Raw genomic sequence first — 15,983 nt, 5'->3', positions numbered from 1 at the left:
TGCGTCGAGGTTCAATCATGCAAAAAGCAGGCCACATCGGATCTCGACCGCACGGCCCCGACGCGCGTGGAGATCGTTCAAAGGCGGTTTCAAAATTCGTTCAATTCTGAAATCGAGTTCTGATTTTGAAATTGCGACGGCGCACACCGCGCCTTATTGCGCGTCGCGAATCATGTTGCGGGCAATCACGATCTGCTGGATCTGGGTCGTGCCTTCATAGATCCGGAACAGGCGCACGTCGCGATAGAAACGCTCGATTGCATATTCGGCCATGTAGCCGGCACCGCCGAAAATCTGCACCGCGCGATCGGCCACGCGGCCGCACATCTCGGACGCGAACAGCTTCGCGCACGATGCCTCGGTGCTGACTGGCAGCTTGTCGTCGCGCCGGCGCGCGGCGTCCAGCACCATGCAGCGCGCCGCATAGATCTCGGCCTTGCTGTCGGCCAGCATCGCCTGCACGAGCTGGAAATCGGCGATGGGCTTGCCGAACTGCTTGCGCTCCATCGCGTACGACAACGCCATCGACAGCATCCGCTCAGCCACAGCCACGCAGACGGCCGCGATATGGATACGCCCCTTGTCGAGCACCTTCATCGCCGTCTTGAAACCTTGCCCTTCCTTGCCGCCGATCAGGTTCGCGGCCGGCACGCGCACGTTGTCGAAAATCACGTCGCAGGTATGGGCGCCTTTCTGTCCCATCTTCTTGTCGCGCTTGCCGAAGCTGATGCCGGGCGACTTCGCATCGACGATGAACGCCGAAATGCCGCCCGCGCCCTTGTCTTCCGGGTTGGTGCGCGCCATCAACGTGAAGATGCCTGCATGCGGCGCGTTCGTGATGAAGCGCTTGGTGCCGTTCACGACGTAGTCGTCGCCGTCGCGGATCGCGGTGGTGCGCAGCGACGCCGCGTCGGAGCCGGCTTCCGGTTCGGTCAGCGCGAAGGACGCAATCAGCTCGCCGGTCGCGAGGCGCGGCAGGTACTTCTCCTGTTGTTCGGGCGTGCCGTCGAACAGGATCCCTTGCGAGCCAATGCCCACGGTCGTGCCCAACAGCGAGCGGAAGACCGGAGAAGCCTGGCACAGCTCGAACACCGCCAGCACCTCCTCCTCCATCGTCAGTTCCAGACCGCCGAAGCGCTCCGGAATCGTGAGGCCGAACAGGCCCAGCGCCCTCATGTCGGCGACGATGTCGTCGGAAATCTCGTCGGTTTCGGCCACGAGTTCCTCGTTGGGCACGAGCCGCTCGCGCACGAACCGGGCGATGGAGTCGAGCAGGCCGTTGAGCGTTTCTTGATCGCGAATCATGTCGGTGGGCCTGAAAAAAGATGAGAAAGACGACGAGATGCTGCGCCGGCGGCCGGCCCGAAACAATTGCACGGCCAAAAACGTTCCGAAGAATGAAACGGCGCCGGCACGGCCGACATTGGGCCGGCGCGCACCGCGGCCCGGACGCCTGCCAAGGTACGGAACAATCTGCGCCGATCCGTTGACCCGACAACCACGCGGCTCCATCGTGAGCACTCGAATCCACTGCCGTCACGTTTGCCATGCCGCTCCAGCCCGATCATCTGCTGTCCCGTCCGTTCCCGCCCATCGAGCATGCGTACTCGCTGCGCGATACGCAGCTCTACGCACTCGGCGTGGGCCTCGGCGCCGATCCGCTCGACGCGGGGCAACTGCGTTACGTCTACGAAGGCCGCGCCGGCACGTCGCTGCGCGCGCTGCCGACCATGGCGAACGTGCTCGCCTATCCCGGTTTCTGGGCACGCGAGCCGGACACCGGCATCACCTGGCAAAAGATCCTGCATGCGGAACAGGAAATCCGGATTCACGCGCCATTGCCGGCCAGCGGCCGCGTCACGGGCACGACGCGCATCACCGGGCTGTGGGACAAGGGCGAAAACAAGGGCGCGTTCCTGCAGCAGACGCGCGAGATCGCCAATGCCGACACGGGCCACCTGCTGGCGACCGTCGTGCAACTGAGCCTGTTGCGCGGCGACGGCGGCTTCGGCGACGGCGGCAGCACCACGCCGCTGCCGGTGCCGCATGCGATGCCCGACGGCGAGCCCGATCACGTCTGCGAGCTGACCACGCCCGCGCAACTGGCGCTGATCTACCGCCTGAGCGGCGACCTGAATCCGTTGCATGCCGACCCGGCGGTGGCCGCCGCGGCCGGTTTCGCGCGCCCCATCCTGCACGGCATGGCGCTGATGGGCGTGGCCGCGCACGCGGTGCTGCGCACGGTACTGGCCTACGACGACACGCGCTTCGCGGGCATGCGCGTGCGCTTCACCGCGCCAGCCTGGCCCGGCGACACGCTGCGTACCGAGATGTGGGTGCGCGGCGACACGGTTTCACTGCGCGTCACGGCCGTGGAGCGCAACGTGGTGGTTTTGACCAACGCGCGGGTCGACCTGCGCTGATACGCAATTCTTCAGGAGACAGTCATGGATCTGGGTTTGACCGGCAAGGTCGCCATCGTCACCGGCTCGGCGCGCGGCCTCGGCGCCGCCACCGCGCGCCGGCTCGCGCAGGAAGGCGCGAGCGTCGTCGTTACCGACATCAATGCCGAGCTGGCACAAGCCACCACCCGAGCGCTGCAGGACGAAGGGCTCGCCGCGCACTGCATCGTCGGCGACATCACGTGCGCGGCCGACGTGCAGCGCCTCGTCGATGAAACGGTCGCGCATTTCGGCGGTGTGCACATCCTCGTGAACAACGCCGGCGCGCCGCGCGACAAGTACCTCGTGAAGATGAGCGAGGACGACTGGGACTTCGTGATGAACGTCATGCTCAAGGGCGCGTTCCTGGCCGCGAAAGCGGTCATGCCGCACTTCATCGAGCAGGGCTGGGGCCGGCTCATCAACATCAGCTCGCGCGCGTACCTCGGCAACCCGACGCAGGCCAACTACTCCGCCGCCAAGGCCGGCCTGATCGGCATGGCCAAGGCGCTATCGATGGAGGAAGGCCGCTACGGGATCACCGCGAACTGCGTCGCGCCGGGCTTCATGGAAACGGAAATGGTGCAGGCGCTGCCGACCTACGAAACGATCAAGGAGCGTGCGGTGGCCGCGCAGCCGATCAAGCGCGTCGGGCGCCCGGACGACATCGCCGACGCGGTGGCGTTCCTCGCCAGCGAGCGTGCCGGCTTCATCAGCGGCGAAGTGCTGCACGTGACCGGCGGACGCTACGGCTGATCCGGCGGCGGCAGCGCAACAACCCAGGCCGCCGGCGCGTGACACGCGCGCGACGGTGGCCGATTATTGACGACATTCAAAGGCATTCCAAATGAAACGAGCAGCCATCGTCTCTCCGCTGCGCACCCCGGTGGGCGCGTTCGGCGGAACGTTGAAGGGCGTTCCCGTCGAGGAACTCGGCGCCACCGTCGCGCGCGCCATCGTCGAGCGTACCGGGCTCGACCCGGCGCGCCTCGACGACGTCGTGTTCGCGCAAAGCTATGCGAGCGGCGAGACGCCGTGTACGGGGCGCTGGGTCGCGCTGCAAGCGGGCTTCCCGATCGAAGTGGCCGGCATGCAGCTGGACCGGCGCTGCGGCGGCGGTGTGCAGGCGCTAGCCACCGCGGCGATGATGGTGCAGACAGGCGCGGCCGACGTGGTGATGGCCGGCGGCGTCGAAAGCATGAGCAACGTCGAGTTCTATACGACCGACATGCGCTGGGGCAAGCGTGCCGGTTCGGTCACGATGCACGACCGGCTCGACCGCGGCCGCGAGCGCTCGCAGCCGGAAAGCCGCTTCGGCCGCATCAGCGGCATGATCGAGACGGCCGAGACGCTGGCGCGCGAATACGACATCACGCGCGAAGCGTCCGACCGGTTCGCCGCGCGCAGCCACCGGCGCGCCGCGGCCGCGCAGCAGGCCGGCCATTTCGACGCCGAGATCGTTCCCGTGTCGGTGCCGCAGCGCAAGGGCGACGCGCTGATCGTCGCGCAGGACGAAGGCGTGCGCGGCGACACGACGCCCGAGAGCCTCGCCAAACTGCGCACCATCATGAAGGACGGCGTCGTCACGGCCGGCAACGCGTGTCAGCAGAACGACGCGGCCGCCGCCTGCCTGATCGTCGCCGAGGACAAGCTCGACGAACTCGGCCTCACGCCGCTCGGCTGGCTGGTCGGCTGGGCCGCTGCGGGCTGCGATCCGGCGCGCATGGGTATCGGTCCCGTGCCTGCCGTGCAGAAGGTGCTGGCACGCACGGGCCTGCGCTTCGACCAGATGGACCTGATCGAGCTCAACGAAGCGTTCGCGTGCCAGGCGCTCGCCTGCGTCAAGGGCTGGGGCAGCTCGATGGACGCGCTCGAGGACAAGCTCAACGTGAACGGCTCCGGCATCTCGCTCGGTCACCCAGTGGGCGCGACGGGCGTGCGCATCATGAGCACGCTGCTGCACGAGATGCAGCGCCGCAAGGTCCGCTACGGCCTCGAAACGATGTGCATCGGCGGCGGTCAGGGCATCGCGATGATCGTCGAGCGCGCCTGAGCAAGGAGACCGATCATGACTGACCATGAATCCGCCCGCGCGTGGCAACCCGGCCAGCGCGAGTTGCAGAACGCCGGCATCGTGACGCTGATGCGCGCGCTCGGCGTGCCGTCGTATGAAGAACTGATGCGCGTGTCGATCGACGAGCCCGAGCGCTACTGGCAGACCGTGATGCGCGAATGCGCGATCGCGTGGGACGTGCCGCCTACGGGCTACGTCGACCTGTCGCGCGGCCCGCAGTTTCCGAGGTGGTTCCCCGGCGGCAAGCTCAACTGGGTCAACACCATCTACGGCTGGGCGCGCCACCCCGCCACCGCGCAACAGAAGGCCGTGGTGGCCGAGCGCGAGGACGGCAGCGTGAGCGAGCTGACCTATGCGGAACTCGAACGGCGCGTGCGCGATTTTGCGGCGGGGCTCGCGCAGCGCGGCGTCAAACAGGGCGACCGCATCGGCCTGCTGATGGAGAACGGCATCGAGGCGACCGTCTCGCTGCTCGCGATCGTGCATCTCGGTGCGCTCGTCGTGCCGCTGTTCAGCGGCTTCGGCGTCGATGCGATCGTCGCGCGCCTGTCGGCTGCGGAAGCGCGCATCGTGATCGCGTCGACCGGCTTCTCGCGCCGCACCAAGCGCGTGGACGTCCAGGGCGCGTTGCGCGATGCGTGGCGCCAGTTGCCGCTGCTCGAACACGTGATCTGGAAGCGCGGCGAAGGCGACACCGCGCAGGACGCGCGCGACCTCGACTGGCAGGAAACGGCTCGCGCCGCGGCGGACCACGCAATCGAGCCGGTGTCGGTCACGCCCGACACGCCGTTCATGGTGATCTATACGTCGGGCACCACCGGCAAGCCGAAGGGCGTGGTCCATACGCACGGCAGCTTCCCGATCAAGATCGCTCACGATTCGCTCGTACATTTCGACGTGCATCCCGGCGACGTCTACTGCTGGCCCGCCGACATGGGCTGGATCGCCGGCACGCTGGTACTCGGTTGCGCGCTGCTGCGCGGCTCGACGCTGGTGTGCTACGACGGCGCGCCGGACTACCCCGACTGGTCGCGCATGTCGCGCGTGGTGGAACGTCACCGCGTCACGCACTTCGGCTCGGCGCCGACGCTGATCCGCGGCATGGCCAGCCACGAAGGGCTGGCGCTCGCGGGCGACCGCTCGACCGTGCGCTTGCTGATCACGGCCGGCGAAGGCATCGCACCCGAACATTTCAACTGGTTCCTGCAGCGCTTCGGCGACGGCACTGCACCTGTCATCAACTACACCGGCGGCACCGAGGCGTCGGGCGCGCTGCTCGCGAGCGTACCGATCCGGCCGATTCCGCCGAGCGGCTTCAATACCGTATCGCCCGGCGTGGCCGCCGACGTGGTGAATGCCGACGGCGTCAGCGTGACCGGCGAGGTCGGCGAGCTGGCGATCCGCGCGCCGTTCGTCGGCATGACGCAGTCGTTCTGGCGCGACGACGAACGCTATCTGGAAACCTACTGGCACACCATTCCGGGCATCTGGGTGCACGGCGACCTGGCGCTGCGCACGCGCGACGGCAACTACTTCATGATGGGCCGCTCCGACGACACGCTGAAGGTCGCCGGCAAGCGCCTCGGGCCCGCCGAGGTCGAGGAAGTCGTGCTGGAGCTGCCGGACGTGGCGGAGGCGGCTGCGATCGGCGTGGCCGATGCGGACAAGGGGCAGAAGCTCGTCGTGTTCGTCGTGCCGAAGCCCGACGCCGCGATCGCCGGCGCCGATCTGGAGGCGCTCGTGTCGGGCCACGTCGACAAGCGCCTGGGCCGCCCGTTCCGGCCCGGCCGCGTGCACGTGGTCGCGCAACTGCCGAAGACGCGCAGCTCTAAGATCATGCGGCGCGTGATCCGCAGCGTGTACTGCGGGCAGCCGCCGGGCGATCTGTCGTCGCTCGACAATCCCGGTGCGCTCGACGAAGTGCGCACGGCCGCGACCTCCGCCTGACCCTACCGCAAACGAAACATGAAAGTACTCGAAGGCATCAAGGTCCTCGATTTCGGACGCTTCATCGCCGGGCCGTTCTGCTCGGCGCTGCTCGCCGACTACGGCGCGGACGTGATCCGCATCGACCGCGTCGGCGGCGGCGAGGATCGCTTCATCGTGCCCGTGACCGAACACGGCGAGGGCGCGCTGTTTCTGCAGGTCAACCGCAACAAGCGCTCGATGACGCTCGATCTCGACAGCCCGGAAGGGCGCGAGATCGTGCGCCGGCTGGTCGTCGATGCCGACGTGGTGATCGCGAACATGCCGCCTCGCACGCTGCAGCATCTCGGACTCGACTACGAGAGCTTGCGCGCGATCAAGCCCGACGTCATTCTCGTCGCGTCCAATGCGTTCGGCAACAGCGAAGCCGTGCGCGATCGGGTCGGCTTCGACGGCGTCGGCCAGGCGCTCAGCGGCGCCGTGTATATGGCCGGCACGCCCGACCGGCCGCAAAAGGCGATGGTGCCGGTGGTCGACTTCGCGACGGCGTTTTCCTGCGCGCTCGGCGTGGTGCTGGCGCTCTACGAACGCCAGCGCAGCGGCATGGGCCAGGAAGTCAGCGCGTCGCTGCTGTGTACGGGCCTGAACATGGCCAGCGGCGCACTGATCGAGGAAGCGCTGCTCGGCCTCGATCGTCAGGCCACGCTGAACCGCGCGTCCGGCTATGCGCCGTCCGACATCTTCAAGGCCACGGACGGCTGGTTCATCACGCAGGTCATCGGCCGACCGATGTTCAAGCGCTGGACGCAGCTCGTGGGGCGGCCTGAACTGCTCGACGATCCGCGCTTCGCCAACGATACGCTGCGCGGCGAGAACGGCGCGTTCCTCAGCGACATCATGAGCGAATGGTGCGCCGACAAGACGCTCGCCGACGCGCTGGCCGCGCTCGAGGCGGCGCGGATCCCGGCCAGTCCGGTCAATTCGCCGCGCCAGGCGCTCGAGGACGAAACCATCAAGGCCGCCGACGTGATTCGCTGGATGGACTATCCTGGCGCGCCGAAACCGGTGCCGATCTTCGCGACGCCGGTTTCGCTGTCGCGCACGCCGCCTGAAATCCATACGCGGCCTCCGCTGACCGGCGAACACACCGACGAAATCCTCGCCGGCATCGGCTTCGACGCACGGACAGTGGCCGAGCTGCGATCGCGCAAGATCGTCTGACCGGATCGACTGCATCGTCGCGCGCACCGCTGCCCGGTGCGCGCGGATCGGTGCCGACTCGCTGCACGCAAGCCAGTTCGCGGCCTGCGCGGCCGCCCGGCGCGCACGCGCCGGCGCTTCCCCCTCTTCGCGCCCGTTTCCCGGTTCCCGCGCGCCGGCCGATATCGGCATTTCGCCGCTTACCCGCCCATCGAATTTCAACTATATTCGTCAGTCACACTTGACAATCGCATCATGGATCCGTCCCAGCTCCCTTCCCTCGTCTGGTTCGTGCACATCGCGCACCATCTGAGCTTCACCAAGGCCGCCGCGGAAATGGGCGTGTCGCGCGCCGCGCTTTCGCAGAACCTGAAAGCGCTCGAGCGGCAGTTGAACGTGAAGCTGCTGTACCGCACCACGCGCGACATGTCGCTGACTGAAGACGGCCAACGGCTGTACGACACGTTGCGCCCCGCTTTCGACTCGATCGAAGCGGCGATCCGCAACCTGCACGAAGTCCGCCACGCCCCGTCCGGGCTGCTGCGCATCAACACGTCGCGCGTGGCCGCGCGCAAGCTGCTCGAACCGCACCTGGGCGAATTCATGGCGCGCTATCCGTTGCTGCGCGTGGAGCTCGTGATGGACGACGGGCTGTCGAATATCATCGCCCACGGTTACGACGCGGGCATCCGGCTCGGCGAGAGCCTGGCCGAGCACATGGTGGCCGTGCCGATCACGCCGATGCTCGAGATGGTCGTAGCCGGCTCGCCCGACTACTTCGCGCGTCACGGCACGCCGGCGACGCCCGCCGATCTGATCCGGCACAACTGCCTCTGCTATCGCCATACGACGAGCGGCGCGATCTATCGCTGGGAATTCACGTCGCCCGAGATCGAAGGGCATGCGTTCGAGGTCGAGCCGCAAGGCACCACGATCACGAACGACGACGACGGGATGATACGCGCGGCACTGCAAGGCATCGGCCTGATCCAGCACCAGGACATCGCGCTGCGCGAGCATCTCGATGCCGGCACGCTGGTGCGTGTGCTCGCGCCGTGGTGCAAGCCGTTTCCCGGTTACTACCTGTACACGCCGTCGCGCGAGCAGATGCCGGCGAAGGTGCGCGCGCTGATGGATTTCCTCGTCGAGAAACGCGAACAGCTCACAGCGGACGCGGCCACGCGAACGGCCGCGCCTGCCGCTTCCGTCGCGTCAGCGCCGCCGCGCAAGCGGCGCGCGAAACGTCCCTGAGCGCGTGCGTCCCGCGCGGCCGGCCGCCGCTCAACGGCGCTCGCCCTGCGCGAAAGCGTGCACCGACGCCACCAGCGACGGCGATTCGGTCCGGTAACGGTATTGCATCCACCGCTCCATCGACAGCCCGTCGTTGAGCGGCATCTCCAGCGCGCGGCGCGTCATCTGTTTCATCGCCGCGAGCGCATCGGCGTCGGTTCGCGCGATCTCGCGCGCGAGCGCCATCGTCTCGGCGTCGAGGGCGTCACCGCTGACCGCGAGCGCCGCGAGCCCGATCCGCTCAGCCTCGCGGCCCGTCATGCGTCGGCCCGTGATGAGGTAGTACATCGCGCGCGGCAGCCCGATCTTGCGCGGCAGCCGCTGCGAGCCGCCGCCGCTCGGCAGCAGATTGCGCTGCAGATGTGCGTCGCCCAGCTCCGCGTTTTCGTCGACGATCACGATGTCGGACGCCAGCGCCAGCTCGAACCCGCCTGCGACTGCATAACCGTTGACCGACGCGATCACGATCTGCCGCGACGCCTCTATCAACGCGAACGTGTCCTGCATCAGGTCTTGATGCCGCATATGCGCGGCCGGATCGGCGAGCACGCCGCTCGCGAGCCACTTCAGGTCGTTGCCCGCGCAGAACGCGCGGCCGCTACCGCGAATCACGATCACGCGGATATCGCGGCCCGGATCGCCTGCCGTGCGCACGGCGTCGTTCAACGCCGCGAGCGTCGCGCCGTCGAGCGCATTCATCCGCTCGGGGCGATTCAGCGTGACGACGCGGATGCCAGGCGTCGAGTCATCTGTCAGCAACGTGTTCGTCATCTTGTCCCCAGGGTTCGGGCGAGCCGAATTGCGTCGACCGGCGCCGCGCGATCGTTTTGCACGATCGCGACATCGCGTCCACCGTTACATCGCATAGGACTCGCTCGCAGGCACCGGACGTCGCGCGATCGCGGGTGCCCCATCGTATGGTGTATGCAGTACTTCCGGCATCGGCGACGTGTCGGCCTCGCGCACGACGAAATTCGAAATCATCGCGACGAGTTGCTTGCTCTGATCGTCGAGCGACTGCGCCGCGGCGGCGACTTCCTCGACATACGCGGCATTATGCTGCGTCGCCCGGTCCATCTCCGACACGGCCTGGTTGACCTGATCGATGCCGTGCCCCTGCTCCGCCGAGGCCGCTGCGACTTCTTCCATCAAGGCCGTCACACGCGAGATCGCGTGCATGATCTCGGCCATCGACGTGCCCGCGGCGTTCACGAGCTCCACGCCGCCCCTGACGCGTCCGACGGATTCGTGTATCAATTCCCGAATTTCCTTCGATGCCGACGACGAACGCTGAGCGAGCGAACGCACCTCCGACGCGACGACGGCGAAACCGCGCCCCTGCTCGCCTGCACGCGCCGCTTCGACGGCGGCGTTGAGCGCGAGGATGTTGGTCTGGAACGCGATGCTTTCGATGATGCCGACAATTTCGGCGATCCTGCCGGAACTCGCATCGATACTGCCCATCGCCTCGACGACCTGCGAGACCACGCCGTTGCAACGCTCGGCCGACTGCACGGCCTGCACGGCGACTTCCAGCGCCTGCCGAACGTTGTCGGTGTTCTGGCCGACTCGCGACGAGAGTTCCGCCATGCTCGCCGCAGTCTCCTGCAGCGAAGCAGCCTGCATCTCGGTGCGGCGCGACAGATCGAGATCGCCGGCCGAGATCTGCGCGGCCGCCGATGCAATCGAATCCGCGCTCGCCTTGATGCCGTCGATGGCGCCGGACAGATTCGCCTGCATCCGTTTCATCGAATAGAGCAGGCTACCGCAATCGTTCGGCGCGGTCGCGATGACGGCCGTGAAATCGTTGGCCGCGATTCTCCCGGCAATCTCGACCGCATCGGCAGGCTCGCCGCCTATGGTGCGGGCGATGCCGCGATTGAGCACCACGACGATGCCGCTCATCACCAGCGCGATCAGCGCAAAGAGGCCGAAGCTTTGCAGCAGGCTTGCCTGAAACGCGCTGTCGATGTCGTCGACGAACAGACTCGTATTGATGATCCAGTCCCATGGACGGTACGTATCGACATACGCGATTCGCGCAGCGTCGGTCGTCACCCCGGGCGTTTCCTTCGGATAGTCGAAGCGCTGGAACCCGCTGCCGGCTCGCGCGGCCAGTTCGACCTGCTGCTTGACGATGGCAGCAGTCTTCGGATTCAGTTCGCTCAACGGCTTGTTCTGGATCGATGCATCGAACGGGTACATCAACACCACGCCCTTCGAGTTCACAATCGAGAAATAACCGCTACCCGCTTCGCCGTAACGGATGCCGCGAATCACGTCCATCGCCAGCCGTTGCGCTTGTTCGGCGCTCAGCTCGCCCGCATCGACCCGCTTCGCATAGAACTCGGCCGTGGCAAGTGCGATCTGGACGGCATGCACAAGATCGGACTTGCGCTCCTCGAGACGCATCTCGCGATTCCGGTACGCGTCCGTGACCGACAGCAGAATCAGACAGAACAGGCTCAGAACCAACGGCAAGCCGAGCCGCTGCTTGAATGACAATTTCATTGTGGTGGCATCTCCTCGTTGTTATGGCTATGCAGCTCGATCGGGCACGCTTGAACGTCTCGTGCAGCGCATGGGTTTGCGTCGCGGTTGCCCTGCATTAAAGGCCCGTCGCGCGGTGATCCGCAATACGGCGCGCACGTTGTTCCGTGGGTTGGAAGCGCGCGTGTCGCGCGGCATCACGGCTTGCACTTTCGAAGGAAGAAACAACGCGTCGGAAAAACCGCGGAAACGGCGTGTGACATGGTTGAATGGGCGATCGACCGGCGCGCAGCCACGCTGCCGGCGTGCGGTTCAGCGTGCTCCGTCGTGCAACCCACTCCGAGGACAATCACCATGCCGTTGCTGCATACCATTCGCTCGCGGATCGGCCATGCGGAAGTCGTGCAGATCGTCGAGATGGACATCAGCGGGATTCTCGGCGCACTGCTGCCCGAGGCCACGCCCGACGTGATGAAGTCGATTCCGTGGATGAAGCCGCCCTACGTGGACGAAGCACACCGCATGCGTGCCGTCAGCCAGTGCTTCATCGTGCGGATCGGCCAGCGCATCCTGGTGATCGACACCTGCGTCGGCAACGACAAGAACATCGCCGGTTTCGACGCGTTCGCCGATCTGCGGCTCGACTTCCTGGCTACGCTCAAGCAGGCCGGCATCGATCGCCAGGCCGTGACCGACGTGCTGTGCACGCACCTGCATTTCGATCATGTCGGCTGGAACACATACAAGCAGGACGGCCGCTGGCTGCCCACCTTTCCCAACGCGAATTACCACTTCGGCAAGGCGGAATACGCGTTCGCGCAACAGGGCGACGCGAACGACGCGATGTACGACGCGCAGAACATTTCGTTTCACGAATCGGTGCAGCCCGTCGTCGACGCGGGGCTCGCGAACTTCATCGATCGCGATACCGATCTCGGCGACGGCATCTCGGTGTTCGCCACGCCTGGGCACACGATCGGTCATATCGCCGTCGCGATCGATGCGGGTACCGAGCGGTTCATCATCGCCGGCGACGCGATGCATCACCCGGTCCAGATCGCGCGGCCCGAGATGGCGCTGGTGCTGGACTACGACCACGCGCAATCGGCGACCACGCGGCATACGCTGCTGTCGCGCCTCGGTGGAAGCGCCACGCTGTTTACCTGCACGCATTTCTGCTCGCCGTCGTTCGGGCTGGTCAGCCAGGACGCCGACGGCAACTACGTGTTCACCGGCGTACCGAAGTAAACCCCTTACTTGCACGAATCCATGCTCAGTCTCGTTTCCCGGCTCGATGCGCTGAACGTCAACCCCGGCCGCCTGTTCATCGACGGCCAATGGCTCGACTGGCCCGATGCGCGTTTCGACCAGATCAATCCCTGCACGAACGAAGTCATGACGAGCTTCGCCGAGGCCGGCACGCGCGGTGTCGCGCTCGCGGTGGCAGCGGCACGCAAGGCGTTCGACGAAGGCCCGTGGCCGCGCATGCGCGCGCAGGAACGCAAGCGCCTGCTGCAACCCATCGTCGAGCGGCTCTATGCGGCCGAGGACGAAATCGCCCGATTGCAGACGCTCGACAACGGCATTCCGTACACGTTCAGCCGCAACTCGCGCGTGTCGGCAAAAGCCGCCGCCGACATCTTCGACCATTTCCTCGGCTGGATCGACAAGATCAACGGCGACACGCTGCCGATCTTCTCCGCCGCGTCGAACATGCAGTACATGACGTTTCGCGACCCGGTCGGCGTCGTCGCGGCGATCCTGCCGTACAACGGCCCCGTGATGACGTTCGCGATGAAGGTGGCGCCGGCGCTGGCCTGCGGCTGTACCGTCGTCGTGAAGCCGTCGGAACTCACCAACCTCGCCGTGAGCCGGCTCGCGCAGATCCTGGCCGACAGCGATCTGCCGCCCGGCGTCTTCAACCTCGTGACCGGCGCCACCGAAACGGGCACCGCGCTCACGTCCCATCCCGGGATCGACAAGGTGACATTCACCGGCAGCCCGCTCGTCGGCGAACGCATTACGGTAGCGAGCGCGCCGACTATGAAGCGCCTGTCGCTGGAACTCGGCGGCAAGAGTGCGGCGCTGGTCTTTCCCGACACGCGCAGCGTGCCGGCCACGGCGCAGGCGCTCATGGGGCTGTGTTCCACCTTCCTGTCGGGGCAGGTCTGCACCACGCCGTCGCGCGCGATCGTGCATCGGTCAATCATGGACGAGTTTCTGCATCACGCGCAGGCGCAACTCGCGAAGGTGCGGTTCGGCGATCCGTTCGACGCCATCACCACGTCCGCGCCGATGATCTCCCGGCGTCACCAGTCGCGCGTGCTCGAATACGTCGAAACCGGCCGTGCGCAAGGCGCGACGCTGCTGGCGGGCGGCGGTGTGCCGGGCGGCGCGCTCGGCATCGGCAACTGGGTAGAGCCGGCGCTCTTTGCAAACGTGCGCAACGACATGCGGATTGCGCAAGAGGAAATCTTCGGCCCCGTGCTGTCTGTGATTCCTTTCGATACGGAAGAAGAAGCGATACGCATCGCGAACGGCAGCGAATACGGCCTGGCCGGCTGCGTATATACGACGGACGTCAGCCGTGCCTTTCGCGTCGCTCGCGCGGTCAAGAGCGGCGCGATCGGCGTCAACGGCTTCGCCAGCATTCCGAACGCGCCGTTCGGCGGCATCAAGCGCTCGGGCGTCGGCCGCGAAGGCGGCTGGTCGACGATCGAGGCGTTCACCGAACTGAAGACCATCAATTTCAATCTGGATGCCTGACCCATGAGCGAAACCTTCGACTACGTGGTCGTCGGCGCCGGCAGCGGCGGCAGCGTCGTGGCCGCGCGGCTCGCCGAAGCCGGCCATACCGTGTGCGTGCTGGAAGCCGGCCCGCCCGATACCAACCCGTTCATCCACATTCCGGCCGGCTACATCAAGAACCTCTTCAACGACCGGCTCGTGTGGCGCTTTCGCAGCGAGCCGATCGCTGGCACTGCTGGGCGCACGATCGAACTGACGCAGGGCAAGGTCGTGGGCGGATCGGGTTCGATCAACGGCATGGTCTACAACCGCGGGCAACATGCCGACTTCGACGGCTGGGCCGCGCTCGGCAATCCGGGCTGGTCCTACGACGACGTGTTGCCCTACTTCAAGAAGGCCGAGACGCGTATCGGGCCCGGTGACGACCGCTACCGCGGCCGCAGCGGGCCGCTGATCGTCACCGACCCGATCATGCCGGCGCTGCTGTGCGAGCTGTTCGTCGAAGCGGTCAAGAGCTTCGGCTATCCGTACGTGGCCGACTCGAACGCCGAAGCGCAGGACGGCGTCGGGCCGTGGCATTTCATGATCGACACGCGCGGCCGCTTGCCGCGACGCTGGAGCGCCGCACGGGCGTACTTGCATCCGGCCATCAGAAGCGGACGCGTGGCGCTACGGACCGACAGCCCCGCCACCAGCGTGCTGCTGGACGGCCGGCGCGCGACCGGCGTGCGATACCGGGCGGGTGGCATCGGCGCCCCGGAGCGCGAGGTGCGCGCCAGTCGCGAGGTGATCGTCTCGGCGGGCGCGCTGAACACGCCACGCCTGCTGCAGATCTCCGGCATCGGCGACGATGCGCATCTGCGCACCATCGGCGTGCAGACGCAGATCGATCTGCCCGGCGTCGGCGCGAACCTGGTCGATCACTTCAACCTGCGCGTGGCCGTCAAGGTCAAGGACGTCCCCACCCTCAACGAGCGCGGGCGCGGCCTGCCGCTGGCCCGCGAGATCGCGCGCTACTTCCTCGGCCGGCCGAGCATCCTGAGCATGGGCCCGGTGCCGATGCGCTTTTTCTTCCGCTCGGAGCCGTCGTTGGCGCGCCCCGACCTGCAGGTATCGTTCACGCCCGGCAGCTATCAGGAAGGTCTGCCCGGCCTGCTCGATCGCTACCCGGGCATGACGCTGGGCGGCCACAAGCAGCGGCCCGACAGCCGCGGCTGGGTCAAGGCGCGCTCCCCAAACATCGACGTGCTACCCGAGGTGCAGCCGAACTACCTGACCGACGAATCGGACCAGCGTGCGATGGTGGCCGTCGTCAAGATGGCGCGCGCCGTGCTACAGGCCAGGCCGTTCGCGCCGTACTACGTCGACGAGATGTTCCCCGGCAAGGACGTCCGGACCGACGACGAGATCCTCGCGTTCGCGCGCCAGCGCGGCGGCACCGTCTATCACCACAACGGCACCGCGCGTATGGGGCCCGACAGCGATCCGATGGCGGTGGTCGATGCGCGGCTGCGCGTGCGCGGCGTGCAGGGGCTGCGCATCGCCGACGCGTCCGTGATGCCGTTGCCGATCTCCGGTGCGACCAATGCGGCGACGATCATGATCGGCGAGAAGGCCGCCGCGATGCTGGTCGAGGATGCGAAGGCGGACAGCGTCCCGAGCGCGCGGTTGTTCGATACCGCTTGATTGCGGCAGGCGCCCGGCAAGCTCGGGCATCTGCGCGACGTGCCGATCTCACCGCCCGTCGAAACGGGCGTCGAACGATTTCGGCTAACGTGTGGGGGGGCACCGGAGGAACGACGCTGCGCGGCCCC

The 15,983-nt window shown here is 66.8% G+C and carries 12 protein-coding genes; 9 read left to right on the top strand and 3 right to left on the bottom strand.

Annotated features, from left to right (window positions below):
* Positions 1 to 153: 153 nt before the first annotated feature.
* Positions 154 to 1,305 carry an acyl-CoA dehydrogenase family protein gene (locus tag CFB46_RS34290; protein ID WP_027785807.1) on the bottom strand — a complete coding sequence of 384 codons (1,152 nt, stop codon included), beginning with the start codon at positions 1,303 to 1,305 and terminating at the stop codon, positions 154 to 156.
* A 242-nt stretch (positions 1,306 to 1,547) separates the two neighbouring features.
* On the opposite strand from CFB46_RS34290, the gene CFB46_RS34285 reads away from it, so the two are divergent.
* The 6 genes from CFB46_RS34285 to CFB46_RS34260 all read left to right on the top strand — a co-directional run bounded on the left by CFB46_RS34285 (position 1,548) and on the right by CFB46_RS34260 (position 8,892).
* A complete protein-coding gene (locus CFB46_RS34285) occupies positions 1,548 to 2,423 on the top strand; it encodes a MaoC/PaaZ C-terminal domain-containing protein (RefSeq protein ID WP_027785806.1) in 876 nt (291 codons plus the stop codon).
* A 24-nt stretch (positions 2,424 to 2,447) separates the two neighbouring features.
* Positions 2,448 to 3,197: an SDR family NAD(P)-dependent oxidoreductase gene (locus tag CFB46_RS34280; RefSeq protein ID WP_027785805.1), complete on the top strand. Its 750-nt coding sequence runs from the start codon at positions 2,448 to 2,450 to the stop codon at positions 3,195 to 3,197.
* A 91-nt stretch (positions 3,198 to 3,288) separates the two neighbouring features.
* Positions 3,289 to 4,494: an acetyl-CoA C-acetyltransferase gene (locus tag CFB46_RS34275; protein WP_027786654.1), complete on the top strand. Its 1,206-nt coding sequence runs from the start codon at positions 3,289 to 3,291 to the stop codon at positions 4,492 to 4,494.
* A gap of 15 nt (positions 4,495 to 4,509) precedes the next feature.
* Positions 4,510 to 6,462, top strand: a complete 1,953-nt coding sequence (locus CFB46_RS34270; RefSeq protein WP_034185533.1) for an AMP-binding protein — start codon at positions 4,510 to 4,512, stop codon at positions 6,460 to 6,462.
* A gap of 18 nt (positions 6,463 to 6,480) precedes the next feature.
* Positions 6,481 to 7,662 (top strand): CaiB/BaiF CoA transferase family protein, encoded by a 1,182-nt coding sequence (locus tag CFB46_RS34265; RefSeq protein ID WP_027786652.1) that lies wholly within the window; start codon positions 6,481 to 6,483, stop codon positions 7,660 to 7,662.
* A gap of 234 nt (positions 7,663 to 7,896) precedes the next feature.
* A complete protein-coding gene (locus CFB46_RS34260) occupies positions 7,897 to 8,892 on the top strand; it encodes a LysR family transcriptional regulator (RefSeq protein WP_034185532.1) in 996 nt (331 codons plus the stop codon).
* A gap of 30 nt (positions 8,893 to 8,922) precedes the next feature.
* On the opposite strand, the gene CFB46_RS34255 is transcribed toward CFB46_RS34260, so the two are convergent.
* Positions 8,923 to 9,702, bottom strand: a complete 780-nt coding sequence (locus tag CFB46_RS34255; protein WP_027786651.1) for an enoyl-CoA hydratase/isomerase family protein — start codon at positions 9,700 to 9,702, stop codon at positions 8,923 to 8,925.
* 84 nt (positions 9,703 to 9,786) lie between these two features.
* On the bottom strand, positions 9,787 to 11,442 hold the full coding sequence (locus CFB46_RS34250; protein WP_080681427.1) for a methyl-accepting chemotaxis protein: 1,656 nt from the start codon (positions 11,440 to 11,442) through the stop codon (positions 9,787 to 9,789).
* A 333-nt stretch (positions 11,443 to 11,775) separates the two neighbouring features.
* Here CFB46_RS34250 and CFB46_RS34245 point away from each other — a divergent pair, with 333 nt between their 5' ends.
* From CFB46_RS34245 to CFB46_RS34235, 3 genes are read left to right on the top strand one after another with little or no spacing between them, the layout of a single operon-like run.
* Positions 11,776 to 12,669, top strand: a complete 894-nt coding sequence (locus CFB46_RS34245) for an MBL fold metallo-hydrolase (RefSeq protein WP_027786650.1) — start codon at positions 11,776 to 11,778, stop codon at positions 12,667 to 12,669.
* A gap of 21 nt (positions 12,670 to 12,690) precedes the next feature.
* Positions 12,691 to 14,187, top strand: a complete 1,497-nt coding sequence (locus tag CFB46_RS34240; protein ID WP_027786649.1) for an aldehyde dehydrogenase family protein — start codon at positions 12,691 to 12,693, stop codon at positions 14,185 to 14,187.
* Between the two features lie 3 nt (positions 14,188 to 14,190).
* Positions 14,191 to 15,855, top strand: a complete 1,665-nt coding sequence (locus tag CFB46_RS34235) for a GMC family oxidoreductase (protein WP_027786648.1) — start codon at positions 14,191 to 14,193, stop codon at positions 15,853 to 15,855.
* Positions 15,856 to 15,983 lie beyond the last annotated feature (128 nt).

It is taken from the genome of Burkholderia sp. HI2761, from assembly GCF_002223355.1.
GTDB lineage: Bacteria > Pseudomonadota > Gammaproteobacteria > Burkholderiales > Burkholderiaceae > Burkholderia.
The sequence above is the reverse complement of the archived record's forward strand: the minus strand, read 5'-3'. Positions and strand labels throughout refer to the sequence as shown.

Coding starts and splice junctions, on each gene's coding strand:
- CFB46_RS34245 (WP_027786650.1), top strand. CDS start 11,776: ATGCCGTTGCTGCATACCATTCGCTCGCGGATCGGCCATGCGGAAGTC.
- CFB46_RS34290 (WP_027785807.1), bottom strand. CDS start 1,305: ATGATTCGCGATCAAGAAACGCTCAACGGCCTGCTCGACTCCATCGCC.
- CFB46_RS34250 (WP_080681427.1), bottom strand. CDS start 11,442: ATGAAATTGTCATTCAAGCAGCGGCTCGGCTTGCCGTTGGTTCTGAGC.
- CFB46_RS34240 (WP_027786649.1), top strand. CDS start 12,691: ATGCTCAGTCTCGTTTCCCGGCTCGATGCGCTGAACGTCAACCCCGGC.
- CFB46_RS34235 (WP_027786648.1), top strand. CDS start 14,191: ATGAGCGAAACCTTCGACTACGTGGTCGTCGGCGCCGGCAGCGGCGGC.
- CFB46_RS34275 (WP_027786654.1), top strand. CDS start 3,289: ATGAAACGAGCAGCCATCGTCTCTCCGCTGCGCACCCCGGTGGGCGCG.
- CFB46_RS34265 (WP_027786652.1), top strand. CDS start 6,481: ATGAAAGTACTCGAAGGCATCAAGGTCCTCGATTTCGGACGCTTCATC.
- CFB46_RS34255 (WP_027786651.1), bottom strand. CDS start 9,702: ATGACGAACACGTTGCTGACAGATGACTCGACGCCTGGCATCCGCGTC.
- CFB46_RS34285 (WP_027785806.1), top strand. CDS start 1,548: ATGCCGCTCCAGCCCGATCATCTGCTGTCCCGTCCGTTCCCGCCCATC.
- CFB46_RS34280 (WP_027785805.1), top strand. CDS start 2,448: ATGGATCTGGGTTTGACCGGCAAGGTCGCCATCGTCACCGGCTCGGCG.
- CFB46_RS34260 (WP_034185532.1), top strand. CDS start 7,897: ATGGATCCGTCCCAGCTCCCTTCCCTCGTCTGGTTCGTGCACATCGCG.
- CFB46_RS34270 (WP_034185533.1), top strand. CDS start 4,510: ATGACTGACCATGAATCCGCCCGCGCGTGGCAACCCGGCCAGCGCGAG.